The following is a 22,836-nucleotide window of genomic DNA, read 5'->3' as shown; positions in this document are numbered from 1 at the left end:
TGGCAGCGATCAGCCGCGCTCTTCGATCTTGTCGGCCAGGCTTTCGGCACGCGCGGCGAGTTCGGCCAGCGTGTCGGTCACCTCTTGCGGCACCACCGGCACCTCAAGGTGGGGGCGGTTTTCGCGCGCATCGCGCAGCTGCGCCTCCAGCTCCAGGATCCGCGCCTCGGCGGCCCGGATCTGATCCTCGACGCCCGCCGTCTTGTCGGCCAGCATCAGCCCCGCCATCAGGAGCATCCGGCTCTCCGGGATCCGCCCGATCTGCGACAGGAGCGTCTGCGCCTCAGTGTCGAGCATACCGGCGGCGGCATGCAGGAAATGTTCCTCTCCGGCCTGACAGGCCACCGAGAAATTGCGCCCGCCAATGCTGATCGTGATCTCAGGCATCCTTCGTCTCCGTCTTGCTGCGGGCCTCGGCCTCGTCGAGCACCGGCTCAAGCGCCGAGATCAGGTCGGCGAGTTCGGCGGCCTCGGCGCCACGCGCTGCGCGCAGGGATTCCAGCTCGGCCTGCATCGCGCGATTGACCAGCGCCCCTGCCCCTTCGGGACCAGCCGCGACCAGCGACTGATTAGCCGCCGCAAGATCGGCATTCGCACGTTTGAGGCGGCTGGCCTCGGCCTTCAGCGCTTCGAGCGCGCGGGTCGTCGCCGCAAGCCGCTTTTCCAGCGCCGACAGCGTGTTTTCCTGCTTTTCGCGGATCGCACGGACGCGCTCGGAAAGCTGCGCATTGGCCATGCGTTCGGCATCGAGAGCCTCGCGCAACTGCGCCAGTTCAGCCTCTTGCGCGGGATCGGGCGTGGTCACGGGAGCCTCCGCAGGCGCCACTACCGGCGCGGCAGATTGCCCCATCTCTTGGGTTTCCGCCAAGGCAGCCTCGACCTGCGCTGCAGCCGCAGCAAAATCAGCGGCTTCGGCCGCGCGGATCGCCTCGGCACGCGCCATCGCCGCCTCGAACCCGCGCTCGACCCGCTCCAGCGCAAAGCTGATCCGGCGTTCGAATTCGGCTATTTCACTCATGCCCCGCTCCGGTCCCAGATCCGTTGGTCTTCCAATGCTGCAAGAGCGCGGCACGGGAAGCAAATAATTCATGCGGCGCAGCGAATCGCGCGCCAAAGGATGGCTCGATCTTAGCGAATGCCCCCTGCCGATCCCACCCTTTTGCATCAAGCACTTGGGCGTCGCGCTTGATCTTACGTATCAGCCTGCTATCAGGACCAAGTTATCGCCAACAGCCCCGAGTTCGAGAGGATTGCCATGGATATCGCCGCGCTGCGTGAGAAGAACCCCGAGCACTGGAAGCTCGCCACCGCCATTCGCGCGCTCGCGATGGATGCGGTTCAGGCCGCCAATTCGGGGCATCCCGGCATGCCGATGGGCATGGCCGACGTGGCGACCGTGCTGTTCCAAAACCACCTGAAATTCGACGCCTCGGCGCCGAAATGGGCCGACCGTGACCGTTTCGTGCTGTCGGCGGGCCATGGCTCGATGCTGATCTACGCGCTGCTGTACCTCTGCGGCGACAAGCAGGTCACGCTCGAAGAGATCAAGAACTTCCGCCAGATGGGCGCGAAGACCGCCGGTCACCCGGAAAACTTCCTGCTCGACGCGGTAGAAACCACCACCGGCCCGCTGGGTCAGGGCATCTCGACTGCGGTCGGCATGGCGATGGCCGAGCAGTCGCTGCAGGCGCGCTATGGCCAGAAGATCCAGAACCACCGCACCTGGGTGATCGCGGGCGATGGCTGCCTGATGGAAGGCATCTCGCAAGAGGCGATCGGCCTGGCCGGCATGCAGGAACTGTCGAACCTGATCGTGCTGTGGGACAACAATGACATCACCATCGACGGGCGCGTCTCGATCTCGGACAAGACCGACCAGCGCGCGCGTTTCGAGGCCTCGGGCTGGACGGTTCTGGCCTGCGACGGGCACGATCCGGTCGATATCGACCGTGCGCTGACCGCGGCCAAGAAAGCCAAGGGCCCGGTGCTGGTCGATTGCAAGACGATCATCGGGTTTGGCTCGCCGAACAAGGCCGACAGCTACTCGGCCCATGGCGCGCCCTTGGGCGATGCCGAGATCGCCGCGACCAAGGAAATCTACGGCTGGCCCTATGGCCCGTTCGAAATCCCGGCCGAGATCAAGGCGCAATGGGAGGCGATCGGCGCGCGTGGCGCGACCGAGCGCGCCGCCTGGGAAGAGCGTTTCGCCAAGCTTTCGGCGGGCAAGCAGGCCGAGTTCGCCCGGATCATGGACATGGGCGTCTCGCCGAAGCTCGCTGGCGCGATCCGCAAGTTCAAGAAAGAGCAATCCGAGGCCGCACCCAAGGTCGCAACCCGGAAGGCGTCGGAAATGGTGCTGGGCGCGATCAACCCGGCCGTGGCCGAAACCATCGGCGGCTCGGCCGACCTGACCGGCTCGAACCTCACCAAATCCAAGGAAATGACCGTCTTCAACGCGCAGAACCGCGCGGGCCGCTACGTGCATTACGGCATCCGTGAGCACGCGATGGCGGCGGCGATGAACGGCATGGCGCTGCATGGCGGCGTGCGCCCCTATGGCGGCACGTTCTTCTGCTTCACCGATTACGCGCGCGGCGCGATGCGGCTCTCGGCGCTGATGCGCCAGCCGGTGGTCTATGTCATGACCCATGACTCGATCGGCCTTGGCGAAGACGGCCCGACCCACCAGCCGGTCGAGCATCTGGCGATCTGCCGCGCCACGCCCAACACGCTGACCTTCCGCCCGGCGGATGTGATCGAGACCGCCGAGGCTTGGGAAATCGCGATGAGCCAGACCGGCACCCCTTCGGTGCTCGCGCTCTCGCGTCAGAACCTGCCGACGCTGCGCACCGAGCACAAGACGCAGAACCTCACCCAGCGCGGCGCCTATGTGATCCGCGAGGCCGAGGGCAAGCGTCAGGCGATCCTCATGGCGACCGGCTCCGAAGTGGAAATCGCGCTGAAGGCGCGCGACATCCTGCAGGCGCAGGCGATCGGTACGCGCGTGGTCTCCGTCCCCTGCATGGAGCTTTTCGCCCAGCAGGACGAAAACTATCGCCGCAAGATCCTGCCCGCGGGCGCGGTGCGCGTGGCCGTCGAGGCCGCCGTGCGCCAGCCCTGGGACCGCTGGCTCCTGGGCGAGCGTGGGCGTGACGGCAAGGCGGGCTTTGTCGGCATGGACCGCTTCGGCGCCTCGGCCCCCGCCGACGAGCTTTACGCGAAATTCGGCATCACCCCCGAGAACGTGGCCGAAACCGTCAAGTCGCTGCTGTGAGCAAGGCGGACGATCTGAAACCGGAAGGGGGGGCCATCGTGCCCCCACTTTTTACTCGGTTCCTTCCGGGGTCCGGGTTCGGCCGGGGCATTGCGCTTCTGGCAGCGGCGCTTTTGATCTTCACGCTGATGGACGCTTTCGCCAAGGAGTTGACCCAGCGCTATCACCCCGGCCAGATCGTCTGGGCGCGGTTTGCCGTGAATTTCGTGGTGATCGTCGCGATTTTTCGCGCGCGTGCGCCGCGCGTGTTCCGCTCGCGCCGACCGGGGCTGCAATTCCTGCGCGCGCTGACGCAGATCGCCACGGTGACCCTTTATTTCCTCGCGATCCAGCAGATCGGGCTGGCCGAGGCGGCGGCGCTCTTCGACATCAACCCGATGCTGATCACGCTCGGCGCGGCGCTGTTCCTGGGCGAGAGCCTCGGGCCACGGCGTCTGGTCGGGATCGCCATCGCCTTTGTCGGCGCGCTGATCATCCTGCGCCCCGGGATGGGCGCCTTCGAACCGGCGGGGCTTTACGCGATCTGCGGGGCTTTTGTCTATGCGGCTGGGGCGCTGCTGACGCGGGCCGTGCGCACCGAGTCGACGGGCACCTCGATGCTCTGGTCGGCGGTGGTGGGGCTGACGATCACCTCGCTCGCCGTGCCGCTGTTCTGGGCGCCGGTCGCGACAGGCGATCTGTGGCTTTTCGCGCTGGTGGGCGTGCTGGGGGCGGCTGGTCAGGCGTTCCTGATCATGGCCTTCGCCGAGACCGAAGCCGGGCTGCTCGCGCCCTTCGGCTATCTCGGGCTGGTGTTCTCGGCCTTCTGGGGGGCGCTGTTCTTCGGACAATGGCCGGATGGCTACACCATCCTTGGCGCGGCGATCATCACAGCGGCGGGCGTCTATGTCTGGTGGCGCGAACGGCAGGCGACGCGACGCGCGGCCTGATCAGCGATCCAGCCGGGCCGCCGCAAGGATCGGGCCCGGCAGCGGCGCCTTGCGCCCGGGCAGCGCGCTTTGCACGATCACCACGGCAGGCTCCTCGCCTTCGAGCGTCGCGGTCAGCCGCGTCGGCGCCTTGCCATCCCATTGCGCCACCGCATGCCAGCTGGTGACGACATTGGCATAATCCATCTCGATCCCGGCATTCTCTCCACGCAGGATCTTGACCCGCGCCTCGGGGGCATAGCGGACGATCTGCACGACGGTGGGCTGGTCGAGCGGGTTATCCGACCAGATCTCGATCTCGTACTTCCCCGCCGCGCCCGAAACCGCGATGCCGACCGGGTCGGCCGCGTCCTTGCCCTTGCGAATCAAGGCCTCCAGCGTGTCGGCCTGCGGACCGACCAGCGCCTCGCCACCCTCGACGATCATCTGCGGCGTGTAGATCGTGCGCTCTCCGGCGGCATAGGCATAGGCCTTCTGGCGCGCGGTGAAGGACGGCTGGGCAAAGGGGTCCTCCCAGCCGAGGTAATCCCAATAGTCGACATGCAGCGCCAGCGGGATCACGTCGTCACGTTGCGCGAGCTCGGCCAGCAGCGCATCGGCGGGCGGGCAGGACGAGCAACCCTGCGAGGTAAAAAGTTCGATGACGACAGGGCTTTGCGTGATCGGGCGCAGCGAGAGCGCGCTTTTGCCAAGCGCGGCGGCCACGTCTTCGACCAGGCCACGCGTCTGCGCCTCGTCGGAGGCGGCAGGCGACGGCGCAGATTGCATCGCGGCGGCAGCCCCCGGGGCCGCGCCGACCGCCGCAGGCAGGTCATCGGCCCGCGCCGGCCCCAGCGAGGCCAGAACCGCAAATCCGAGTCCCGCGGCCATTCCGAAAGTCGCACGTGTTATGAAAGCCAGTCCTGTCATGGCTTCACTCCTAAGCCGAGGGGGGGGGCTTTGCCAATCAAGGTTTTGCGATTTCCCGCGAGTCGTGAGCGATCACAGCCCCGAAAAACGCCCATTTCGGGCCGCTGCCGCGCAGCAATCCAGCGCCGCACCGCCGCATCCTTCGGCCGCCGGGGTGAATTGGGTGGAAATTCTGTATGCAATGGTATACATTTTATCCATGCCCTCTTGAACGACTCTATGCGATGGGGCAAACACACGCTAGCAATAGCCATATATTCAACGGGAGGCCTTCTCATGACCGTCGTCACCGGCAAGGATACCGCCAAGACCCGCCGCCAACTCAGCGTCGGCGACAAGACCTATGCCTATTACTCGATCCCGGCCGCGCAAGCCGCGGGGCTCGGCGATTTCTCGAAGCTGCCCGCTTCGCTGAAAGTCGTTCTCGAAAACCTGCTGCGGTTTGAGGACGGCGGCTTCTCGGTGTCGGTTGACGACATCAAGGCCTTCGGCGAATGGGCCGAAAAAGGCGGCAAGAACCCGCGTGAAATCGCCTATCGTCCGGCCCGCGTGCTGATGCAGGACTTCACCGGCGTCCCGGCCGTTGTCGACCTTGCGGCGATGCGCGACGGCATCAAGGCACTCGGCGGCGACGCGAAAAAGATTAACCCGCTGGTGCCCGTCGACCTCGTGATCGACCACTCGGTGATGATCGACGAATTCGGCAACCCGCGCGCTTTCCAGCGCAACGTCGACCTGGAATACGAGCGCAACATGGAGCGCTACCAGTTCCTGAAATGGGGCCAGAGCGCATTTGAGAATTTCCGCGTGGTGCCGCCCGGCACCGGCATCTGCCACCAGGTGAACCTGGAATACCTCGCGCAGACCGTCTGGACCGACACCGACCAGAACGGCGATCTGCTCGCCTACCCCGACACGCTGGTCGGCACCGACAGCCACACCACCATGGTGAACGGCGCGGCGGTTCTGGGCTGGGGCGTTGGCGGGATCGAGGCCGAGGCCGCGATGCTCGGCCAGCCGGTCTCGATGCTGATCCCGGAAGTGGTCGGCTTCAAGCTGACCGGCGAGATGGTCGAAGGCACCACCGGCACCGACCTCGTGCTCAAGGTCGTCCAGATGCTGCGCAAACACGGCGTGGTCGGCAAATTCGTCGAATTCTACGGCCCCGGCCTCGACAACCTGCCGCTGGCGCAACGCGCCACCATCGCCAACATGGCCCCCGAATACGGCGCGACCTGTGGCTTCTTCCCGATCGACGCGGAAACCCTGCGCTACCTCGCGCAGACCGGCCGCGACGAGGACCGCATCGCGCTGGTCGAAGCCTATGCCAAGGAAAACGGTTTCTGGCGCGGCGACGATTACGCCCCGATCTACTCCTCGACGCTGGAACTCGACATGGGCACCATCGTGCCGGCGATCTCGGGCCCGAAACGCCCGCAGGACTACCTGCCGCTGACCGACTCCAAGCGCAGCTTCCAGAAGGTCGTCGCCGACTACCGCGGCATCGACATCTCGGCCGCGGCCTCGGACATGGCCGAGGAAGGGAACCTCACCACGAAGTCGGTCGAAACCTGCAAGACTGTCCCGGTCGACGGCAAGGACTACACCATCGGCGACGGCTCGGTGGTGATCGCCTCGATCACGTCGTGCACCAACACCTCGAACCCCTACGTGCTGATCGGCGCCGGTCTCGTCGCCCGCAAGGCACGTGAGCTGGGCCTGAGCGCGAAGCCCTGGGTGAAAACCTCGCTCGCGCCCGGCTCGCAGGTCGTGCAGGAATACCTTGAGGCGGCTGGCCTGCAGGACGATCTTGATGCGCTCGGCTTCAACATCGTCGGCTTCGGCTGCACCACCTGCATCGGCAACTCGGGGCCGCTGGGCGATCCGGCGATCTCGAAGGCGATCAACGACAATGACCTCGTGGCCGCGGCCGTGCTCTCGGGCAACCGCAACTTCGAAGGCCGGATCTCGCCGGATGTCCGCGCGAACTTCCTCGCCTCGCCGCCGCTCGTCGTGGCCTATGCGATCGCGGGCGACATGAACATCGACCTGTCGTCGGAGCCGATCGGCACCTCGAAAGACGGCCAGCCGGTCTACCTCAAGGACATCTGGCCGTCGGATGCCGAAATCGCGGAACTGGTCGAAAAGACCGTGACCCGCGAGGCCTTCATTCGCAAATATGCCGACGTGTTCAAAGGCGATGCGAAATGGCAGGCGGTCGAGACCACCGAGGGCGAAACCTATGACTGGCCGGCCTCGTCGACCTACATCCAGAACCCGCCCTATTTCCGCGACATGTCGCCGGAGCCGGGGGTCATCTCGAACATCCGCTCGGCCCGCGTGCTGGCCGTGCTGGGCGACATGATCACCACCGACCACATCTCACCCGCGGGTTCGTTCAAGCCGACCACTCCGGCGGGCAAATACCTGACCGAGCGCCAGGTTCAGCCGAAGGACTTCAACAGCTACGGCTCGCGCCGCGGCAACCACGAAGTCATGATGCGCGGCACCTTCGCCAATATCCGCATCAAAAACGAGATGCTGGACGGCGTCGAGGGCGGCTATACCAAGGGCCCGAACGGCGAGCAGACGACGATCTTCGACGCCTCCATGGAATATCAGGACGCCGGCACCCCGCTGGTGATCTTCGGCGGCATCGAATACGGCGCGGGCTCGTCGCGCGACTGGGCGGCCAAGGGCACCAACCTGCTAGGCGTCAAGGGCGTGATCGCCGAGAGCTTCGAGCGGATCCACCGCTCGAACCTGATCGGCATGGGCGTGATCCCGTTCGAGTTCACCGGCGGCGACACCCGCAAGACGCTGGGGCTGACTGGCGACGAGGTGGTGACGATCGAAGGGCTTGAGGGCGACATCAAGCCGCTCAGCCTCGTGCCCTGCACCATCGCGTACAAGGACGGCTCGACGAAGACGATCCAGCTCAAATCGCGCATCGATACCGAGGTGGAGATCGAGTACCTCAAGAACGGCGGCGTGCTGCATTACGTGCTGCGCAACCTGTCGAAGTCGTAAAGCCTTCTGATACCGGAAAGGGCCCTGCTTCGGCGGGGCCTTTTTCGTGGCGGGCCGGGCCGATCCGGCTGTTTCAAGTGCGGTGACCCGATGTCTGCGCCCCCTGCCCCCTCATCTCGCCTTGCCGGGCTTGATCTGCTGAAGCTCTGCCTGGCGCTGCTGGTGGTGACGATCCACGCCAACCCGTTCAAGGGGGTCTCGGTCGAGGCGACCTGGCTCTTGGGCAACGGGCTTGCGCGGGTGGCGGTGCCGGGGTTCTTCGTGGTGGCGGGGTTCCTGTTTCGCCCCGAACTGCCCGGGCGCAGCGGGCGGATGGTCTGGCGCTATCTCAAGCTGCATCTGATCTGGCTGACGCTTTACACGCCGCTGTGGTGGAAGCTCTTGCTGGTCGACAACCCGCTCTGGGCCTATGCCAAGCTCTGGATCTATGGCTGGTGGCATCTGTGGTTCCTGACCGGGCTGGCGATGGCGATCGCGGCGGCGAGCCTGGTCTGGCGCTGGCGCAACGGGCCTTTGCTGGCGTTGGCGCTGGCGTTGTTTGCCTTGGGCTACGGGCTGCAATCGGGGCATCTGTTGCAACTGATCCCGAAGGGGATCTGGCCGGCCGAAGTGCGCAACGGGCTGCTGGTGGGGCTGCCGTTCTTCCTGTTCGGGCATCTGTTGCGGCGCAGCGGGCTGTCCGCACGGATGGGCTTTGGCCCGGCGCTGGGGCTGGGGCTGGCCGGGCTGGTGCTGGCGGTCGGCGAAAGCTGGGGGCTGCGACTGCTGGCCCATCCCGATCACCCGCTCGCCCCCGAGACTCTGATCGCCGCCGTGCTCGCCTGCCCCGCGCTGGTCGCGGCTGCGGCCTCCGCACCCGCCCTGCCCGGCTGGCTTGCGCGCCTGCCGCTGGGGACGGCGGCGACGGGGATCTATTTCCTCCATGTCGCCTTTGTCATCGTGCTGAGCCGCACCTTCACCCTGCCCCGCGCCGAGGTCTACCTGATCTCGGTTCTGGGCGCACTGGCGGTCACTGCCCTGCTGATCCGCACCCGGCTCGACAAGCGCCTGTTCTGAGGGCCCGCCCTTGAACGCGGGCCGATCCTCCCCATATCAAGCGCATGTTAAGGAGGCTCACATGACCGACGCTCGTGCCCTTTATATCGAACAGCGGGTCGCCAACGAGGCGCCCTCGCCGCTTGCCGCCTATCTGCTGTGGTTCTTCCTCGGCATGCTCGGTGCGCATCGCTTCTACCTCGGGCGCTGGGGCTCGGGGCTTTTGATGCTGATGCTCTTCGGCATCGGCTCGGCGCTGTCGATCATCCTGATCGGCTACCTGCCGCTGGCGGTGGTGGGGCTGTGGTGGCTGATTGATGCGCTGCTGATCCCCGGCATGATCGCCGAGGACCGCGCGATCCTGCGCTGGCAGTTCTCGCGGCAGACGGCTTAAACCGTCACCGGGATCATCGTACCCTGCAGGGCGGCGACCAGCTTGCGCGCGCCGCTCTCATCGACGCCCCAGACATCGGCGGCGACCACGACCAGACGACGGCCGGGCTTGAGCACCCGGCCCTCGGCCACCAGCCGGCCGAGCCCCGGCGAAAGCAGGTTGATCTTGAGCTCGACCGAAAGCACCTCGGAGCCCGGCGGCATCACGCTCAGCGCCGCATAGCCCGCCGCATTGTCGCCCAGCGTGAAGATCAGACCGGCATGGGCAAAGCCCTGTTGCTGACGCAACCCTTCGCGGATCGGGGCCTCGATCACGATGCGACCGGGCGCGATCTCGACGATCTCACCGCCGACAGTTTCCATCATCGGCTGTTTCGCAAAGCTTTCGCGGATGCGGGCCTCGATCTCGGGGGCGAGTTGGTCGGTCATGCGTGTCTCCCTTTGCGCCGATGTTCTGCGCTGCGGCAGGCGCGGTCAACTGCAGCCATGGCCGGGCGGCCCGCAACGCATAGTTACGCTGCGTCATCCCGGCGATAGTCGGTAATCATGACGTAATCCTTGCGTGGCCCGCTCACCTCCCACTCGGCGCGCCAGAGCGGCCAGCGCGTGAAATCATAGCGCACGCGGTAATCATCGGGGTCGCACCAATGCGCGGCCCTTGGCCGGGCCGGGTCAAACTCGTGAAACGGGCGGCCATCGGCGTAATCGACCACGATCCCCGCCCCGCCTTCGCGCCACAGATAGCTGCGCTCGGCCCGGATCGGCGGCTGGCCGGGCAGGATCAACTCGCCCTCCTCGTGGTAAAGCAGCCCCGCACCCTCGGGGCGGAACCGCGCCCGCCCTTCGAGCCGCGCCTCGGGCGCACCGCGTGGCACGATCACCCGCGAAATCCGCCAATCGCCCTTAAAATCCGCCAATCCCGGAACCATTGCCCCTGCCTTTGCCTTGCCCCGCCGCCCTACGCAGTCTAGAAGCCCGGCAAAACCCATACAATCGAAAGGCCGCTGCCGATGATCCCGCGTTATGCCCGCAAAGAGATGGTCGATATCTGGGAACCCGCGACCAAGTTCAAGATCTGGTATGAGATCGAAGCCCATGCCTGCGACGCGCAGGCGGCGCTGGGGGTGATCCCGAAGGAAAACGCCGAGGCCGTCTGGAAGGCCAAGGACGTGGAATTCGACGTCGATCGCATCGACGAGATCGAAGCGGTGACCAAGCATGACGTGATCGCCTTCCTGACCCATCTGGCCGAGCATGTCGGCTCGGAAGAGGCGCGCTTCGTGCATCAGGGCATGACCTCGTCGGATGTGCTTGATACCTGCCTGAACGTGCAGCTGGTGCGCGCCGCCGACATCCTCCTGGCCGATATGGACAAGGTCCTGGCCGCGCTGAAGAAACGCGCCTACGAGCATAAAAACACCGTCCGCGTCGGCCGCTCGCACGGCATCCACGCCGAGCCCACCACCATGGGCCTGACCTTCGCGCGCTTCTACGCCGAGATGGACCGTAACAAGAACCGCCTCGAAAAAGCCCGCTGGGAAGTTGCCACCGGCGCGATCTCGGGCGCGGTCGGCACCTTTGCCAATATCGACCCGGCGGTCGAGGAGCATGTCTGCGAGAAGCTGGGCCTGCGCCCCGAGCCGATCTCGACGCAGGTGATCCCGCGCGACCGCCACGCGATGTTCTTTGCCACTCTCGGCGTCATCGCCTCCTCGATCGAGAACGTCGCGATCGAGATCCGCCACATGCAGCGTACCGAAGTTCTGGAAGGCGCGGAATTCTTCTCGATGGGCCAGAAAGGCTCGTCGGCGATGCCGCACAAGAAGAACCCGGTGCTGACCGAGAACCTCACCGGTCTGGCCCGCCTGGTGCGGATGACGGTGATCCCGGCGATGGAGAACGTGGCGCTCTGGCACGAGCGTGACATCTCGCACAGCTCGGTCGAGCGCGGCATCGGCCCGGACGCGACGATCACCCTCGATTTCGCGCTGAACCGGCTGGCCGGCGTCGTCGAGAAGATGCTGATCTTCCCGCAGAACATGCTCGACAATATGAACAAGTTCCCCGGCCTCGTGATGAGCCAGCGCGTGCTGCTGGCGCTGACCCAGGCGGGCGTGTCGCGCGAGGATGCCTATGCGATGGTGCAGCGCAACGCCCTGAAGGTCTGGGAAGAGCGCGTCGATTTCCGCGAGCAACTGCTGGCCGACAAGGACGTGGTCGCGGCGCTTGGCGTCGATGCGATCAACGCGAAATTCGACATGGATTACCACACCAAACATGTCGACACGATCTTCCGCCGGGTGTTCGGCGAATAAGCGGATCACGCGAATACGACAGCGCCCGGGCCTCGTCCCGGGCGTTTTTCTTAGGAGAGGGCCACTGATTCGTGGTTTCCTGATCGGATCATCAGGGAGAACGACGATGACACGCAGTTTGATTGTAGCGCTCGTACTCGGCCTTTCGCCTCTCGCCGCCTTTGCGGAATGTGGCCGCGAGCATGCCGCCTCGATGTCCTGCCCCGAGGGGCACAGCTGGAACACGCAGACCAAGACCTGCGAGCCGATGAGCAGCTGAGGCATTCCTCGCCGTCGGTAAGCTCGCCTTAACCGCCCCTGTGGCAAGGTCGCCTGTGACGCCTCGGACTCGGAGGATGACAGGTGAACGCGCTCACGCCGCTGGCGAAACTCGACAAACCGCTCGGCCCCTTTGGCGGCGCCGATCCGGTGGGGTCCGCCCTGCCACCCCTTGCGCCGGGCGCGCCCCGCCCCGGCCTGACCCGCAAGCAAAAGGCCGCGATCGTGGTGCGGATGCTCGCGGCGGAGGGAGTGAAACTGCCGCTGGCAGAACTCAGCGACGATCAGCAAGCCGACCTCACGCAGGCCATCGCGAACCTGCGGCTGGTCGATCGCGACACGCTCGACGAAGTGCTGCGCGAATTCCTGACCACGCTCGAAGCCGCCGGCATCGCCTTTCCGGGCGGCATCGACCGAGCGCTGAGCCTCTTGGACGGGCAACTGAGCCCCGGCGCCACAACGCGGCTGCGCAGGCTCGCCTCGGGCAGTTCGCGCGCCGACCCGTGGGAGCGGATCGCGGGCCTCGCGCCCGAGGTTCTGGCCCCGGTTCTGGAGCTGGAAAGCACCGAGGTGGGCGCCGTCGTCCTGTCGAAACTCTCGGTCGCCAAGGCCGCCGATCTGCTCGGGCGCCTGCCCGGCGACAAGGCCCGCCGCGTGGCTTATGCGGTGTCGCTCACCGGGAATGTCTCGCCCGATACGGTGCACCGGATCGGCATGGCGCTGTCGCAGCAACTCGAGGCGCAACCGGTCAAGGCGTTCGACACCGGCCCGGTCGAGCGCGTCGGCGCGATCCTCAACTATTCGGCCGCCGCCACGCGTGACTCGGTGTTGCAGGGCCTAGAGGAAGAAGACGAGGCTTTTGCCGAACAGGTCCGGCGCGCGATCTTTACCTTTACCAACATTCCCGCCCGCATCGACCCGCGCGACATCCCCAAAATCCTGCGCAAACTCGATCAGGCGCGCGTGGTCGTGGCACTGGCGGGCGCGCGCGGCGCCGACGAAAAAACCGTGGCCTTCATCCTCGACAATATTTCGCAGCGCATGGCCGCAAGCCTGCGCGACGAGATCGAGGCGCTCGGCAAGGTCAAGGACAAGGATGCCGAAGAGGCGGCGGGCGAGCTGGTCGCGGCGATCCGCGAAATGGAGGCCGAGGGCGAGATCTACCTGCTCGCAGAAGACGAGGACTAGGCACACAGGTCCGAATTTGCTGCGCGCGCAGCGGATTCGTTCCCGCCCGCAGCATCGCGGGTGCGGCGTGACCCCGGCGGCCACCCCGCCGCGGCTCCCGGGCAGGGCCTCGCGAAGCTGCGCGGTTCTGACGCGGAACGTCACCGCTAACGTTACCGCAACCATTCATTGTTTGCGGTATCAGCCCCATTCCACGGCTTTCCCGCGCCCCCCTCGCCGTGCTATCGCCTCGACAATTCAGGGATTCACCTCAGGAGAGCGCCTATGACCGTCACCATCGGCATCAACGGGTTTGGCCGGATCGGCCGCTGCACGCTGGCCCATATCGCGGAAGCCGCGCGCAACGACGTGCAGGTCGTGAAGATCAACGCGACCGGCCCGATCGAAACCAACGCCCACCTGCTGAAATATGACTCGGTCCACGGCCGCTTCGCCGGTCAGGTCAAGGTCGAAGGCAAGACGCTCGATCTCGGTCAGGGCCCGATCGACGTGATGTCGACCTACAATCCCGACGAGCTGAACTGGGACGGCGTCGATGTCGTGCTGGAATGCACCGGCAAGTTCAACGACCGCGCCAAGGCGGCGGTGCACCTCGGCCGCGGCGCCAAGCGCGTTCTGGTCTCGGCCCCGGCGAAAAACGCTGACAAGACCATCGTCTTCGGCGTGAACGACAACGAACTGCTGAGCGAGCATCTGGTCGTTTCGAACGGCTCGTGCACCACCAACTGCCTCGCGCCGCTGGCCAAGGTGCTGAACGATGCGATCGGCATCGAGTCGGGCATCATGACCACGATCCACTCCTACACCGGCGACCAGCCGACGCTGGACCGTCGCCACAAGGATCTCTATCGCGCCCGCGCCGCCGCGATGTCGATGGTTCCGACCTCGACCGGTGCCGCGAAAGCGATCGGTGAGGTGCTGCCCGCGCTGGTCGGCAAGCTCGACGGCACCGCGATGCGCGTGCCGACCCCGAACGTCTCGGCCGTCGACCTGACCTTCATCGCCAACAAGTCGGTCACCGTGGACGAGGTCAACGAGATCGTGCGCGAAGCCGCGATGGGACACATGGCGCGCGTTCTGGGCTACGATCCGGAGCCGAAAGTCTCGATCGACTTCAACCACACCGAGCAATCCTCGATCTTCGCCCCGGACCAGACCAAGGTCACCGGCGGCAAGCTCGTGCGCGTGCTGGCCTGGTATGACAACGAATGGGGCTTCTCGTGCCGCATGGCCGACGTGGCCAATGCCATCGGCCGCCTGATCTGACCGAAACGGACTGCGCCCCTTCGGGGGCGCACTCACGGATGACCAACCGGATCGCCCTCTGGCTCGCAGCCATCATCCTTCTCGCTATCCTGGTCGACGCCTCCGCGTTCGACTGGCGCGGCATCCTGTTCCTGGCGGGAAAGTTCCTGGAACTGGTGCAATACGTCGCCTTCTGGCGCTAGCGCCAGCTACCGTCCAGCATGACGGCTTCCAATCTATCCGATTGAATTAGCGGAACTTCTCGTCGAGGCGGATCTTGACCTCGGGGGTGACGAATTTCGACACATCCCCGCCGAGGCGGCAGATTTCCTTGACCAGCTTCGAGGCGATCGCCTGCCGACGGGCATCGGCCATCAGGAACACGGTCTCGACCGAGCTGTCGAGCGCGCGGTTCATTCCGACCATCTGGAATTCATATTCGAAATCCGCCACCGCGCGCAGGCCGCGCACGATCACCTGGGCGCCGACGTCATGGGCGCAGTTGATCAGCAGGTTCTCGAACGGGTGCACGACGATCTCGCCACCGCAGCGCGCGGTGATGCGGGCGCATTCCGCTTCCAGCATCTCGACGCGCTCTTCCAGCGAGAACAGCGGCCCCTTGTCGCGGTTGATCGCAACGCCGACCACGAGCCGGTCGACCAGCGCCAGCCCCCGCTCGATGATGTCGATATGGCCAAGGGTGACCGGGTCAAAGGTGCCGGGATAAAGGCCAATGCGCATGAGCGTCTCTCCTGCTGCGCCGAAGTTCGTGGGGCTCAGGGCCACGCAACAATATTGCGCCCCGAAATGCAAGCCCCACGATGCCGCATTGCAGCGTCAGTTGCCCATGATCATCCCGGTGAGGGCCTCTTTCTCCATCGCCAGCATGGCGACCTGGGCCTTGATCACGTCGCGGATCGAGATCACCCCGACCAATTCGCCGCCCTCGACCACCGGCATGTGACGGAAGCCGCCGCGGCTCATGCGGTTCATCACGCTTTCGACGCCTTCATTGAGGGTGCAGGCCTCGGGATTGGCGGTCATCACGTTTTCGACCTTCTCGGCGAGGCAGGCCGCGCCCTGGCGCCCGAGCACGCGCACCACGTCCCGCTCCGAGACGATCCCGGCAACCGTTTTCCCATCCGTCGAGACAAGCACCGCACCGATCCGATGAACCGAGAGCTTCTCGGCAACCTCGGAAAGGGCGCTCCCCGGCGCGACCGTGATCACCGCGTTCTCGCCCTTTTCCTTCAGAATGTGCTGTACCTGCATGCAAACCTCCCCAATGCTATCGCTAACACAACCATCATACGGGGTGCGACAATCTGTCAAGTCGCCTCATGCGCAAGAGTTTCCAAACGGTTCACCTCATCGCGCAAACCGATGCGCAGCGCCTCGGCCAGCCGGTTCAGCCGCTCGGAGCGGCGGTCATCGGCGTGGCGGATCAGCCAGAAGGCGCGCGTCAGGCGAAACGCTTCAGGCAGGATGCGACACACACCGGGGCAGAAGGGAATCGCGAAGTCATGCACGATCGCCATCCCCGCGCCCGCGCGCACCATCTGCGTCTGCACCGAGACCGAGTTCGACCCCAGCGTCACCGTCTCGCAGCCGGTCTCGGCGAAATAGTCCAACTCCTTGTCGAAAATCATGTCGGGGATATAGCCGATCATCCGATGCCCGCGCAGCTCGGCCAACGAGGTCACCGGGGGATGGGTGGCAAGGTAGTCGCGATGCGCGGCGAGGCTCAGGTGATAGTCGGTCAGCTTCTGCACCGTCAGCCGCCCGGCCGACGGCGGCGACACGGCAATCGCCATATCGGCCTCGCGTTTCGACAGGTTGAACACCCGCGGCAGCGCGACGACCTGAATTTCCAGCCCCGGATTGGCATCAGCGATCGCCTTGCAGACCTGCGGCAAAAGATAATTCGCACAGCCATCCGGCGCACCAATCCGCACCGAGCCGGTCAGGTGCCCCGCCCGCCCCGAAAGCTCTTCGGAGGCGCCCGCCATCGCCTGCTCGGCGCGCTCGGCATGGGGCAAGAGCCGGGCGCCGGCCTCGGTCAGCGCATAGCCCTGCGGCGACTTCACGAAAAGCTGCGCGCCCATCGCCTCTTCCAGCCGCGCCACACGCCGCCCGACCGTGGCAGCGTCGCATTTCAGCCCGCGCCCCGCCCCCGACAGGCTCTCGGCGCGCGCCACCGCCAGAAAGATGCGCAGATCGTCCCAATCCATGACCCAACCTTTGCGAAAATGCAAAACACCTTTGCCAGACTTCCTCTTTCACAGGCATTTTCGCAAGCCTAAACTGCACCCAGCAGATCTCGGGAGGACCTCATGCAAGAACTCGGACATTGGATCAACGGCAAGCGCGTGGCTGGCACTTCGGGCCGCTTCGCCGATGTCTACAACCCCGCCACCGGCGAAGTGCAGGCGCGCGTGGCGCTGGCCTCGAAGGCCGAACTCGACGCCGCCGTCGCCGATGCCGCCAAGGCGCAGGTCGCCTGGGGCGCCACCAACCCGCAAAAGCGCGCCCGCGTGATGATGGAGCTGGTGCGCCTGATCAACCGCGACATGGACAAGCTGGCCGAGGCGCTCTCGCGCGAGCACGGCAAGACCTTCCCCGACGCCAAGGGCGATGTGCAGCGCGGGCTTGAAGTGATCGAATTCTCCTGCGGCGCGCCGCATTTCATGAAGGGCGAGTTCACCGACAGTGCCGGCCCCGGCATCGACATGTATTCGATGCGTCAGCCGCTGGGCGTCGTCGCGGGGATCACCCCGTTCAACTTCCCCGCCATGATCCCGCTGTGGAAGATGGGTCCGGCGCTTGCCTCGGGCAACGCGATGATCCTGAAGCCGTCGGAGCGTGACCCCTCGGTGCCGCTGATGCTGGCGGAGCTGTGCCAGGAAGCGGGCCTGCCCGACGGCATTCTGCAGGTCGTCAACGGCGACAAGGAATCGGTCGACGCGATCCTCGACAGCCCGGTCATTCAGGCCGTGGGCTTCGTCGGCTCGACCCCGATCGCGCAATACATCTATGAGCGCGCCGCCGCGACCGGCAAACGCGCGCAATGCTTCGGCGGTGCCAAGAACCACATGATCATCATGCCCGACGCCGACATGGAGCAGGCCGCCGATGCGCTGGTGGGCGCGGGCTTTGGCGCGGCGGGCGAACGCTGCATGGCGATCTCGGTCGCGGTGCCGGTGGGCGACGAAACCGCCGACCGCCTGATCGAGGCGTTGGTGCCGCGGATCGAAAAGCTCAAGGTCGGCCCCTACACCGCGGGCGATGACGTGGATTACGGCCCGCTGGTCACCTCGGCCGCGATGGAGCGCGTGAAGGGCCTGATCACCTCGGGCGTCGAGCAAGGCGCGACGCTGGTCTGCGACGGGCGCGATTTCAAGCTGCAAGGCTATGAAAACGGCTTCTTCGTAGGCCCGACCCTGTTCGACAACGTCACCACCGACATGAATATCTATCGCCAGGAAATCTTTGGCCCGGTGCTCTCGACGGTGCGCGCCAGGACCTACGAAGAGGCGATCGGCTACGCGATCGACCACGAGTATGGCAACGGCACGGCGATCTTCACCCGTGACGGCGACACCGCGCGCGACTTCGCCAACCGCATCAACATCGGCATGGTCGGGATCAACGTTCCGATCCCAGTGCCGCTGGCCTATCACACCTTCGGCGGCTGGAAGAAATCGGGCTTTGGCGACCTGAACCAGCACGGCCCCGACGGGTTCCGCTTCTACACGCGCACGAAAACCGTCACCGCGCGCTGGCCCTCGGGCATCAAGGAAGGCTCGGCCTTCAACTTCAAGGCCATGGACTGATCCGTCCCGGCGGGCTGCCTCGCGGCGGCCCGCCAGCCTCCGGCACGCGTATTTTTTCCAAGAAGAAACCCGGCCCTCTTCTTCTTGGGAAAAATACGCCGGGGTGTGGGGGCAGCGCCCCCACCCTCCACCTTGCAAAACTCTTGCAAGGATTGAAAAATAAACACGTGTTCAATTCATAGCGATTTGGGAGGATGCGATGGATTTTGCGCTCAGCGAGGAACAGCAGGCCATTTTCGATATGGCCTATGCCTTCGGTCAGGACGAGATCGCGCCCAACGCGGTGATCTGGGAAGAGGCCGGCACGATCCCGAAGGAGCTTTGGCAAAAGATCGCGGCGCTTGGCCTCGGCGGGATTTACGTCTCCGAGGAGTACGGCGGCTCGGGGCTGTCGCGGCTCGATGCGACGCTCATTTTCGAGGCACTGGCGATGGCCTGCCCGGCGGTGGGCTCGTTCCTGTCGATCCACAACATGTGCGGCGGCATGATCGACAAGTTCGGCACCGACGAAGACAAGGCGCGCTGGTTGCCGCAGCTCTGCACGATGGAAAAGGTGTTTTCCTATTGCCTGACCGAGCCCGGCTCGGGCTCGGACGCGGCAGCGCTGCGCACCCGCGCCGAAGCGGTCGAGGGCGGCTGGAAGCTCAATGGCACCAAGGCCTTCATCTCGGGCGGCGGCTATTCCGATGTCTACGTGACGATGGTGCGCACTGGCGATGACGGGCCCAAGGGCATCTCGACGGTGGTCGTGGAAGACGGCACGCCCGGCCTCTCGTTCGGCGCGCTGGAGAAAAAGATGGGCTGGAAGGCGCAGCCCACGGCGCAGGTGCAGTTCGACGATTGCGTCATTCCGGCCGAGAACCTCTTGGGCGAGGAGGGCAAGGGCTTTGTCTATGCGATGGCGGGGCTTGATGGCGGGCGTCTGAACATCGCGGCCTCGGCGCTTGGCGGCGCGCAGGCGGCGCTGGATGCGACGCTGCGCTACATGGGCGAACGCAAGGCCTTCGGGCGCACGCTCGACCAGTTCCAAGCGCTGCAATTCCGTCTGGCGGAACAGGAGGTCAAGCTGCAATCGGCCCGCACCTTCCTGCGCCAGGCCGCCTGGAAGCTCGACAACAAGGCGCCAGACGCGACGAAATTCTGTGCCATGGCAAAGCTTTACGTGACGGACGCGGCCTTTGACGTGGCCAACCAATGCCTGCAGCTGCATGGCGGCTACGGCTATCTGGCCGATTACGGGATCGAGAAGATCGTGCGCGACCTGCGCGTGCACCAGATCCTTGAGGGCACCAATGAAATCATGCGGCTGATCGTCGGCCGCGCGATGCTGGCGGAGCGTGGCTGATGGATGAACCGACCCTGATCGCCCGCAAGCAAGGCCGCGCTGGCTGGATCACCCTCAATCGCCAGAAGGCGCTGAACGCGCTGGATTACGACATGTCGATGGGGATCGAAGAGGCGCTGAACGCCTGGCGCGACGACCCCGAGGTGGCGCTGGTCATCATCGACGCGGTGGGCGATCGGGCGTTCTGCGCCGGCGGCGACATCGCCAAGATCTACCATATGGGGCGGCAGGGGGATTTCACCACCGGCCCGACCTTCTGGCGCGAAGAATACCGGATGAACGCGGTGGTGGCGGAATATTCCAAGCCCGTCGTCGCCTTCATGCAGGGCTTCGTGATGGGCGGCGGAGTAGGGGTCGGCGGGCATGCCAGCCACCGTATCGTCGGTGACACCACGCAGATCGCCATGCCCGAAACCGGCATCGGGCTGATCCCCGATGTGGGCGGCACGTTGATCCTTGCGACGGCGCCGGGGCGCACGGGCGAATACCTCGGCGCGACCGGCACCCGGATCGGCGCGGCGGATGCGATCTATGCGGGCTTTGCCGATCGCTACATCCCCGAGGCCGAGTGGGAGGCGCTCAAGGCTAAGCTGGCCGAGACCGGCGATCCCGGCGTCTTGCCCGAGGGCGGCACCCCCGCGAAACCGGGCTATCTGGCCGAGCGCCGCCCCGAGATCGACGCGGCCTTCGACGGTGCGGATATCCATGAAGTGATGGCGAAGCTCGCCGCGATGCCGGGCGCGTTTGCCGCCGAGGCGCTGGCCACCCTGCGCCGCAACTCGGCGCTGTCGGAAGAGGCGACACTGCGGCTGATCCGCATGACCCGCGCCACGCCCGAAATCCGCACCGCGCTGGAAAACGAGTTTCGCTTTACGCTGCGCGCGGCCGAGCACGGCGATTTTCTGGAAGGCATCCGCGCCCAGATCATCGACAAGGATCGCAACCCGTCGTGGAAATATTCGCATGAAACGCTGCCGATGGAGGAAGTGGCAGCGCTTCTGAAACCCTTGCCGGAAGAGTGGCGTATCCCCTTCGTCGGCTAGAAAACGGCGCATGACGCCATGGGAGGAAACATGAAAATCGGATTTATCGGACTGGGCAACATGGGTGGCCCGATGGCGACCAACCTGATCGGCGCGGGCCATGAGGTCACCGGGTTTGACCTCGTGGCGCCCTGCCCCGAGGGTGTCGCCAAGGCGGCCAGCGCCGCCGAGGCGGCGGCGGGTGCGGATGTGGTCATCACCATGCTGCCCAATGGCGCGATCCTGCGCACGGTCGCGGCCGAGGTGATCCCGGCGATGCGCGCGGGCGCGGTGCTGTGCGATTGCTCGACGGTCGATGTCGACAGCGCGCGCGCGGTGGCCGAGATGGCGGCAGAGGCCGGGCTCGGCGCGCTGGATGCGCCGGTTTCGGGCGGCGTCGGCGGCGCCACCAACGGCACGCTCACCTTCATGGCGGGCGGCACCGACGCGGCCTTTGCCACCGTGAAGCCGCTCTTTGACATCATGGGCCAGAAGGCCGTGCATTGCGGCGCGGCCGGTGCGGGCCAGGCCGCCAAGATCTGCAACAACATGATCCTTGGCGTCACCATGATCGCCACCTGCGAAGCCTTTGCGCTGGCCGACAAGCTCGGCCTCGACCGGCAGAAGATGTTCGACGTGGTCTCGACCAGCTCGGGCTACAGCTGGACGATGAACGCCTATTGCCCGGCGCCGGGCGTCGGCCCGACGAGCCCCGCCGACAACGACTACAAGCCCGGCTTCGCGGCCGAGCTGATGCTCAAGGATCTGCGGCTGTCGCAGCAGGCGGCGGAATCGGCCAATGCCGACACGCCGATGGGGCATCTGGCGGCCGCGCTTTACGCGCAGTTTGTCGAATTCGAAGACGGCAAGGGCATGGATTTCTCGGCGATGCTGCCGCGGTTCGAAAAACGCGGGCGCGGCTAAGCGCCCCGCTCCGGGGCCGGGGAAACCCGGCCCCTCCCCTTGCCTCGCCCCCTTGCCTCGCCTCCGGTGGCGCATTAGATCGGACCCATGTCCGATTGGCTTTCCGACCTCCCCACGCTTGACCCGACCGCCCAGCGGCGACTTGGCGCGCTGACCCCGTTCGATGTGCCCAAAGGGCATGTCGTGTTTCGCCCCGGCGACCGGGCCGAGGCCTTCTCGATCGTTCTGACGGGGCGGGTCGAGGTGTTCCTGACCGGACCGAGCGGGCGCGAGGTGCTGCTTTACGCGGTCGAGCCGGGGCAAAGCTGCGTGCAGACAACGCTGGGGCTTCTGGGCGATGCGCCCTATTCCGCCGAAGCGATCGCGGCCAGCGAATTGCGCGTGGTGATGGTGCCGCGCGCACTGTTTGCCAGCCTGATGTCCGAGTCCGAGGCTTTCCGCGCGCTGGTGTTTCGCGCCTTTGCCACGCGGATGACCGATGTCGTCACCCTTCTCGAACGCGTCGCCTTTCAGAGCGTCGAATGCCGGCTCGCCGCGCTGCTGCTGGAGCGCGCCGAAGGAGGCCGCGTCGAGGCCACCCAGGGGCAGATCGCTGTCCTGATCGGCACCGCACGCGAGGTCATCAGCCGTCGCCTCGACGCGATGGCGCGCGCAGGCCTGATCGAGACCGCCCGCGGCACGGTCATCATCCGTGACGTCGCGGGACTTGAGCGCCTCGCCAGCCTTTCGTGACCTCGTCACAGACGCTTCCCCCGCTTTGAGCTATATTTCAGGTGAGTCGTGGGGCAGTCCCCACGCCCTAACGCGCTGAAAGGACCATTTTCATGCTCAAGAACAACGTCGGCGGCATCGACCGCATCCTCCGCATCGTCGTCGGGCTCGCCCTTCTCGTCGGTTTCTTCCTTAACGCCGATGCGGCCTATCGCTGGGCCTATCTGATCGGCATCGTGCCGCTGCTGACCGGGCTGCTGGGCACCTGCCCGCTCTACTCGATCATCGGCCTCAGCACCTGCCCGATGAAGAAATAAGCCTGAGCGCTTGCGTGAAAGCCCGCCCGGCCCCGGCCTGGCGGGCTTTTGCATGGGCGCGTGGCGGCATTTGGCCCAAGATGCAGCGTCACACAGGGGCGTGATTGG

General features: G+C 65.7%; 24 protein-coding genes. 16 read left to right on the top strand and 8 right to left on the bottom strand.

Features of this window, described 5'->3' with window-relative positions; genetic code table 11:
• Positions 1 to 9: 9 nt before the first annotated feature.
• A complete protein-coding gene (locus CLN94_RS04110) occupies positions 10 to 387 on the bottom strand; it encodes a cell division protein ZapA (protein ID WP_096431389.1) in 378 nt (125 codons plus the stop codon).
• Positions 380 to 1,018 carry a hypothetical protein gene (locus CLN94_RS04105; protein ID WP_096431387.1) on the bottom strand — a complete coding sequence of 213 codons (639 nt, stop codon included), beginning with the start codon at positions 1,016 to 1,018 and terminating at the stop codon, positions 380 to 382. Before CLN94_RS04105 ends, CLN94_RS04110 begins: the two co-directional genes overlap by 8 nt.
• 237 nt (positions 1,019 to 1,255) lie before the next feature.
• Between CLN94_RS04105 and tkt the strand changes: the two genes are divergently transcribed.
• Together tkt and CLN94_RS04095 are read left to right on the top strand one after the other, a co-directional pair.
• Positions 1,256 to 3,274: a transketolase gene (gene tkt / locus CLN94_RS04100; protein WP_096431385.1), complete on the top strand. Its 2,019-nt coding sequence runs from the start codon at positions 1,256 to 1,258 to the stop codon at positions 3,272 to 3,274.
• 38 nt (positions 3,275 to 3,312) lie between these two features.
• Positions 3,313 to 4,203, top strand: a complete 891-nt coding sequence (locus CLN94_RS04095) for a DMT family transporter (protein WP_143598875.1) — start codon at positions 3,313 to 3,315, stop codon at positions 4,201 to 4,203.
• On the opposite strand, the gene CLN94_RS04090 is transcribed toward CLN94_RS04095, so the two are convergent.
• Positions 4,204 to 5,112 carry a DUF1223 domain-containing protein gene (locus CLN94_RS04090; RefSeq protein WP_179300222.1) on the bottom strand — a complete coding sequence of 303 codons (909 nt, stop codon included), beginning with the start codon at positions 5,110 to 5,112 and terminating at the stop codon, positions 4,204 to 4,206. It lies immediately after the preceding gene.
• A 276-nt stretch (positions 5,113 to 5,388) separates the two neighbouring features.
• On the opposite strand from CLN94_RS04090, the gene acnA reads away from it, so the two are divergent.
• The 3 genes from acnA to CLN94_RS04075 all read left to right on the top strand — a co-directional run bounded on the left by acnA (position 5,389) and on the right by CLN94_RS04075 (position 9,571).
• On the top strand, positions 5,389 to 8,142 hold the full coding sequence (acnA, locus tag CLN94_RS04085; protein WP_096431381.1) for an aconitate hydratase AcnA: 2,754 nt from the start codon (positions 5,389 to 5,391) through the stop codon (positions 8,140 to 8,142).
• A 90-nt stretch (positions 8,143 to 8,232) separates the two neighbouring features.
• Complete coding sequence (locus CLN94_RS04080) at positions 8,233 to 9,198, top strand: acyltransferase family protein (protein WP_096431379.1); 966 nt, start codon at positions 8,233 to 8,235, stop codon at positions 9,196 to 9,198.
• A 61-nt stretch (positions 9,199 to 9,259) separates the two neighbouring features.
• Positions 9,260 to 9,571, top strand: coding sequence for a TM2 domain-containing protein (locus CLN94_RS04075; protein ID WP_096431377.1), 312 nt, complete (start codon positions 9,260 to 9,262; stop codon positions 9,569 to 9,571).
• Here CLN94_RS04075 and CLN94_RS04070 read toward each other — a convergent pair.
• On the bottom strand, positions 9,568 to 9,999 hold the full coding sequence (locus tag CLN94_RS04070; RefSeq protein WP_096431375.1) for a PaaI family thioesterase: 432 nt from the start codon (positions 9,997 to 9,999) through the stop codon (positions 9,568 to 9,570). The two genes, CLN94_RS04075 and CLN94_RS04070, sit on opposite strands and share 4 nt — an antisense overlap.
• An 83-nt stretch (positions 10,000 to 10,082) precedes the next feature.
• Positions 10,083 to 10,499 (bottom strand): DUF6314 family protein, encoded by a 417-nt coding sequence (locus CLN94_RS04065; RefSeq protein ID WP_096431373.1) that lies wholly within the window; start codon positions 10,497 to 10,499, stop codon positions 10,083 to 10,085.
• Between the two features lie 81 nt (positions 10,500 to 10,580).
• On the opposite strand from CLN94_RS04065, the gene purB reads away from it, so the two are divergent.
• From purB to CLN94_RS13910, 5 genes are all read left to right on the top strand, one after another.
• The gene (gene purB / locus CLN94_RS04060) at positions 10,581 to 11,885 is read left to right on the top strand and encodes an adenylosuccinate lyase (RefSeq protein WP_096431371.1); all 1,305 of its coding nucleotides are present in this window, start codon (positions 10,581 to 10,583) and stop codon (positions 11,883 to 11,885) included.
• 106 nt (positions 11,886 to 11,991) lie between these two features.
• Positions 11,992 to 12,144 (top strand): chitin-binding domain-containing protein, encoded by a 153-nt coding sequence (locus tag CLN94_RS13915; RefSeq protein WP_179300221.1) that lies wholly within the window; start codon positions 11,992 to 11,994, stop codon positions 12,142 to 12,144.
• 83 nt (positions 12,145 to 12,227) lie between these two features.
• Complete coding sequence (locus CLN94_RS04055) at positions 12,228 to 13,331, top strand: flagellar motor switch protein FliG (protein ID WP_245845073.1); 1,104 nt, start codon at positions 12,228 to 12,230, stop codon at positions 13,329 to 13,331.
• Between the two features lie 264 nt (positions 13,332 to 13,595).
• Positions 13,596 to 14,597 (top strand): type I glyceraldehyde-3-phosphate dehydrogenase, encoded by a 1,002-nt coding sequence (gap, locus tag CLN94_RS04050; RefSeq protein ID WP_096431369.1) that lies wholly within the window; start codon positions 13,596 to 13,598, stop codon positions 14,595 to 14,597.
• A gap of 38 nt (positions 14,598 to 14,635) precedes the next feature.
• Positions 14,636 to 14,779 carry a hypothetical protein gene (locus CLN94_RS13910; RefSeq protein WP_179300220.1) on the top strand — a complete coding sequence of 48 codons (144 nt, stop codon included), beginning with the start codon at positions 14,636 to 14,638 and terminating at the stop codon, positions 14,777 to 14,779.
• Between the two features lie 46 nt (positions 14,780 to 14,825).
• Here the strand turns inward: CLN94_RS13910 and coaD are convergent, their stop codons facing one another.
• The 3 genes from coaD to CLN94_RS04035 all read right to left on the bottom strand — a co-directional run bounded on the left by coaD (position 14,826) and on the right by CLN94_RS04035 (position 16,807).
• Positions 14,826 to 15,317 (bottom strand): pantetheine-phosphate adenylyltransferase, encoded by a 492-nt coding sequence (gene coaD / locus CLN94_RS04045; protein WP_096431367.1) that lies wholly within the window; start codon positions 15,315 to 15,317, stop codon positions 14,826 to 14,828.
• A gap of 96 nt (positions 15,318 to 15,413) precedes the next feature.
• Positions 15,414 to 15,848: a CBS domain-containing protein gene (locus CLN94_RS04040; RefSeq protein ID WP_096431365.1), complete on the bottom strand. Its 435-nt coding sequence runs from the start codon at positions 15,846 to 15,848 to the stop codon at positions 15,414 to 15,416.
• A 56-nt stretch (positions 15,849 to 15,904) separates the two neighbouring features.
• A complete protein-coding gene (locus CLN94_RS04035; RefSeq protein WP_096431363.1) occupies positions 15,905 to 16,807 on the bottom strand; it encodes a LysR family transcriptional regulator in 903 nt (300 codons plus the stop codon).
• A 102-nt stretch (positions 16,808 to 16,909) separates the two neighbouring features.
• Here CLN94_RS04035 and CLN94_RS04030 point away from each other — a divergent pair, with 102 nt between their 5' ends.
• The 6 genes from CLN94_RS04030 (at position 16,910) to CLN94_RS04005 (ending at position 22,728) form a co-directional block, all read left to right on the top strand.
• Entirely contained in the window at positions 16,910 to 18,409 is a 1,500-nt protein-coding gene (locus tag CLN94_RS04030; protein ID WP_096431361.1) for a CoA-acylating methylmalonate-semialdehyde dehydrogenase, read from the top strand.
• A 199-nt stretch (positions 18,410 to 18,608) separates the two neighbouring features.
• The gene (locus tag CLN94_RS04025; protein ID WP_096431359.1) at positions 18,609 to 19,754 is read left to right on the top strand and encodes an acyl-CoA dehydrogenase family protein; all 1,146 of its coding nucleotides are present in this window, start codon (positions 18,609 to 18,611) and stop codon (positions 19,752 to 19,754) included.
• On the top strand, positions 19,754 to 20,797 hold the full coding sequence (locus CLN94_RS04020) for an enoyl-CoA hydratase/isomerase family protein (RefSeq protein WP_096431357.1): 1,044 nt from the start codon (positions 19,754 to 19,756) through the stop codon (positions 20,795 to 20,797). The genes CLN94_RS04025 and CLN94_RS04020 overlap by 1 nt, the downstream gene beginning before the upstream one ends.
• Positions 20,798 to 20,827: 30 nt before the next feature.
• Entirely contained in the window at positions 20,828 to 21,700 is an 873-nt protein-coding gene (mmsB, locus tag CLN94_RS04015; RefSeq protein WP_096431355.1) for a 3-hydroxyisobutyrate dehydrogenase, read from the top strand.
• A gap of 87 nt (positions 21,701 to 21,787) precedes the next feature.
• A complete protein-coding gene (locus tag CLN94_RS04010; RefSeq protein WP_096431353.1) occupies positions 21,788 to 22,432 on the top strand; it encodes a Crp/Fnr family transcriptional regulator in 645 nt (214 codons plus the stop codon).
• Between the two features lie 92 nt (positions 22,433 to 22,524).
• Positions 22,525 to 22,728, top strand: a complete 204-nt coding sequence (locus tag CLN94_RS04005) for a YgaP family membrane protein (protein WP_096431351.1) — start codon at positions 22,525 to 22,527, stop codon at positions 22,726 to 22,728.
• Positions 22,729 to 22,836: the final 108 nt, after the last annotated feature.

This window comes from Pseudothioclava arenosa, from assembly GCF_002358085.1.
In the GTDB taxonomy this organism is placed as follows: domain Bacteria; phylum Pseudomonadota; class Alphaproteobacteria; order Rhodobacterales; family Rhodobacteraceae; genus Pseudothioclava; species Pseudothioclava arenosa.
The sequence above is the reverse complement of the archived record's forward strand: the minus strand, read 5'-3'. Positions and strand labels throughout refer to the sequence as shown.

What these genes read in the sequence shown, in the direction of transcription:
- CLN94_RS04110 (WP_096431389.1), bottom strand. Translation starts at nt 387, where the DNA reads ATGCCTGAGATCACGATCAGCATTGGCGGGCGCAATTTCTCGGTGGCC.
- CLN94_RS04105 (WP_096431387.1), bottom strand. Translation starts at nt 1,018, where the DNA reads ATGAGTGAAATAGCCGAATTCGAACGCCGGATCAGCTTTGCGCTGGAG.
- tkt (WP_096431385.1), top strand. Translation starts at nt 1,256, where the DNA reads ATGGATATCGCCGCGCTGCGTGAGAAGAACCCCGAGCACTGGAAGCTC.
- CLN94_RS04090 (WP_179300222.1), bottom strand. Translation starts at nt 5,112, where the DNA reads ATGACAGGACTGGCTTTCATAACACGTGCGACTTTCGGAATGGCCGCG.
- acnA (WP_096431381.1), top strand. Translation starts at nt 5,389, where the DNA reads ATGACCGTCGTCACCGGCAAGGATACCGCCAAGACCCGCCGCCAACTC.
- CLN94_RS04080 (WP_096431379.1), top strand. Translation starts at nt 8,233, where the DNA reads ATGTCTGCGCCCCCTGCCCCCTCATCTCGCCTTGCCGGGCTTGATCTG.
- CLN94_RS04075 (WP_096431377.1), top strand. Translation starts at nt 9,260, where the DNA reads ATGACCGACGCTCGTGCCCTTTATATCGAACAGCGGGTCGCCAACGAG.
- CLN94_RS04070 (WP_096431375.1), bottom strand. Translation starts at nt 9,999, where the DNA reads ATGACCGACCAACTCGCCCCCGAGATCGAGGCCCGCATCCGCGAAAGC.
- CLN94_RS04065 (WP_096431373.1), bottom strand. Translation starts at nt 10,499, where the DNA reads ATGGTTCCGGGATTGGCGGATTTTAAGGGCGATTGGCGGATTTCGCGG.
- purB (WP_096431371.1), top strand. Translation starts at nt 10,581, where the DNA reads ATGATCCCGCGTTATGCCCGCAAAGAGATGGTCGATATCTGGGAACCC.
- CLN94_RS13915 (WP_179300221.1), top strand. Translation starts at nt 11,992, where the DNA reads ATGACACGCAGTTTGATTGTAGCGCTCGTACTCGGCCTTTCGCCTCTC.
- gap (WP_096431369.1), top strand. Translation starts at nt 13,596, where the DNA reads ATGACCGTCACCATCGGCATCAACGGGTTTGGCCGGATCGGCCGCTGC.
- CLN94_RS13910 (WP_179300220.1), top strand. Translation starts at nt 14,636, where the DNA reads ATGACCAACCGGATCGCCCTCTGGCTCGCAGCCATCATCCTTCTCGCT.
- coaD (WP_096431367.1), bottom strand. Translation starts at nt 15,317, where the DNA reads ATGCGCATTGGCCTTTATCCCGGCACCTTTGACCCGGTCACCCTTGGC.
- CLN94_RS04040 (WP_096431365.1), bottom strand. Translation starts at nt 15,848, where the DNA reads ATGCAGGTACAGCACATTCTGAAGGAAAAGGGCGAGAACGCGGTGATC.
- CLN94_RS04035 (WP_096431363.1), bottom strand. Translation starts at nt 16,807, where the DNA reads ATGGATTGGGACGATCTGCGCATCTTTCTGGCGGTGGCGCGCGCCGAG.
- CLN94_RS04030 (WP_096431361.1), top strand. Translation starts at nt 16,910, where the DNA reads ATGCAAGAACTCGGACATTGGATCAACGGCAAGCGCGTGGCTGGCACT.
- CLN94_RS04025 (WP_096431359.1), top strand. Translation starts at nt 18,609, where the DNA reads ATGGATTTTGCGCTCAGCGAGGAACAGCAGGCCATTTTCGATATGGCC.
- CLN94_RS04020 (WP_096431357.1), top strand. Translation starts at nt 19,754, where the DNA reads ATGGATGAACCGACCCTGATCGCCCGCAAGCAAGGCCGCGCTGGCTGG.
- mmsB (WP_096431355.1), top strand. Translation starts at nt 20,828, where the DNA reads ATGAAAATCGGATTTATCGGACTGGGCAACATGGGTGGCCCGATGGCG.
- CLN94_RS04010 (WP_096431353.1), top strand. Translation starts at nt 21,788, where the DNA reads ATGTCCGATTGGCTTTCCGACCTCCCCACGCTTGACCCGACCGCCCAG.
- CLN94_RS04005 (WP_096431351.1), top strand. Translation starts at nt 22,525, where the DNA reads ATGCTCAAGAACAACGTCGGCGGCATCGACCGCATCCTCCGCATCGTC.